A 2,098-nucleotide genomic window follows, 5' to 3' on the forward strand; every position below is an offset into this window, starting at 1 on the left:
GTTTGCCCGGCAAAGCCGGGTCCCCGTCCGCTTGCAAGAAAGCGGAGATGCCCCGTCTGAGGGGAAATCAATCCGAATCGCAAGGGCGTTTCTGGTAACGGAAGGGTCTGAAGGAAGCGATAGGAAGTGAATGGTACATAGCGTAAGCGAACCTGATTCGGCTCATGTAGTGGGCAAGCCTGCGAAATAGGGCAAAGCCCAATACTCAGACAGACTGCTTGAGTGCTTGAGGATGCGATCATTCACAGGGACCGGTCATTAACCGGGGAAGCCCTGTAGAGTTCCCTTTGTTGGGATATTGCCGGACGAGAGGAGACTCGAGGAAGGCGAGATGCTTTGCAGGGTGGCAGATGAGCCCGTAGTAGTGATGAAGTTTCCGCCTGTGAAACCCGGTAACGGTGTGGAGGAGAAAACGGAAACGACCTGCAGCCAGGACTGCGGGGGCTGCTGGAGAGCCAAAAGCGCCGGCAGTTGCGAAGGGGTAAAGTTCTATCGAAAGTTTCGGAAACGTGCTGGAAAGGTGGACGGAGAACAAGCCGCCTGACGAGGCGGGCACGCGTGGTTGAGGTCTCCCTGGGAACAGGAATCTTCACGTAACGCTGCTCTCATCGGAGTAGACAAGGGTCCTGGTTGTACATTGCCGGAAACGGCTAGAAGGCGATCATTCTTTGTTGAAGAACCGAAACGTCACACCCCGAGGAACGGTAGAAGAAGCGAAGCAGAGGAAGGAATGAAACAACGAATCTGGTACAGCCTTTACGGTAAACTCCTTGATTATGAATTTCTCAAGGACGCTTTCCGGAAAGTAAAATCGGCGAATGGAGCTCCCGGCATAGACGGGCAGTCCTGCAAAGATTTTGCCTTTGTACTGGACAAGGAGATTCTATCCCTTCTGAAGGAACTGACCGAGAAGACCTACCGGCCTTTTCCGGTGAAGCGGGTAGAGATCCCGAAACCGGATGGGGGCATTCGTAAGATAGGCATCCCGACAGTTCGCGACCGAGTGGTCCAGCAGGCAGTGAGGCATATCCTGGAACCACTATTTGATCCGTGGTTTCACCCGTCCAATTATGGGTACCGGCCGAATATGGGTGCTCACAATGCCATAGCCAAGGCAACGGCGTTCATGCGTACATATGGACTGAACTGGGTAGTGGATATGGATTTGAGCAAGTGCTTTGATACATTGGATCATGACCTTATCATCCGTGGAGTACGGACACGGGTGGCAGATGGCAGTATCCTTCGTCTGATCAAGATGTTCCTTGAAAGCGGGGTGATGCTCTCCGGAGAATTGGAACCGACTCTTGTCGGCAGTCCTCAAGGAGGGGTCATCAGTCCCCTGCTGGCAAACATTTACCTGGATAATTTTGACCAGTTTATGAAAAGCCGGGGACATCGGATCGTACGTTATGCAGATGACATCGTGATCTTCAAGGCGAGCAAATCCGGTGCAGAGAACGCGTTGCGGATAGCCAGCGAGTATCTTGAAAACCAACTGAAGCTTACGGTCAACCAGAAGAAGACTCAGATAACGAGTCTTTCGAACGGGTTATCCTATCTTGGAGTGGTTATATATCCCGGATATACGCGGATACAGGCCAAAAGACTTCGGACGTTCAAGAGAAAAGTCAGAGCATGCACACGGCGGAACTCACCGGTGAATCTGAAAAAGATCCTTGACGATCTGAACCCGCTGCTTCGTGGTTTCGCCAATTATTTCAAAGTGGCGAATTGCACAAGCGTGTTCGGTGTGCTGATGGCATGGGTACGCAGGCGATTACGGGCCGTCCAGATGTCATTGTGGAAGAAACCACGTAAACTCCATCGACGACTCAGGCAACTGGGCTATAAAGGGGAGTTTAAATACGTCAAGATGGCTTCATGGAGAAATGCTGCCTGCCAATACAGCCATTGGGCAATGCCCAACATTTGGTTTGTCGGGCTCGGACTCTATGGGATGGATAAGGTCAAAACAGGCGAGCTTCCCCCGATAAATCGGGGATAAGAGAGAACAGGAGCCGTGTACGAGGCCCGTACGCACGGTTCTGTGAGAGGGATGAAGCAGAGTTGATCGCTCTGCTTCACCCTACTCGAT

The 2,098-nt window shown here is 52.1% G+C and carries 1 protein-coding gene; it reads left to right on the plus strand.

The window, feature by feature from the left end; all coding sequences use genetic code 11:
- The first annotated feature begins 730 nt into the window (after nt 1-730).
- Nucleotides 731-2,008 (plus strand): group II intron reverse transcriptase/maturase, encoded by a 1,278-nt coding sequence (gene ltrA / locus ACTVJH_RS15710; protein WP_455992812.1) that lies wholly within the window; start codon nt 731-733, stop codon nt 2,006-2,008.
- Nucleotides 2,009-2,098: the final 90 nt, after the last annotated feature.

The sequence above is a fragment of the Desulfoplanes sp. PS50 genome (genome assembly GCF_053851535.1).

Coding starts and splice junctions, on each gene's coding strand:
- ltrA (WP_455992812.1), top strand. CDS start 731: ATGAAACAACGAATCTGGTACAGCCTTTACGGTAAACTCCTTGATTAT.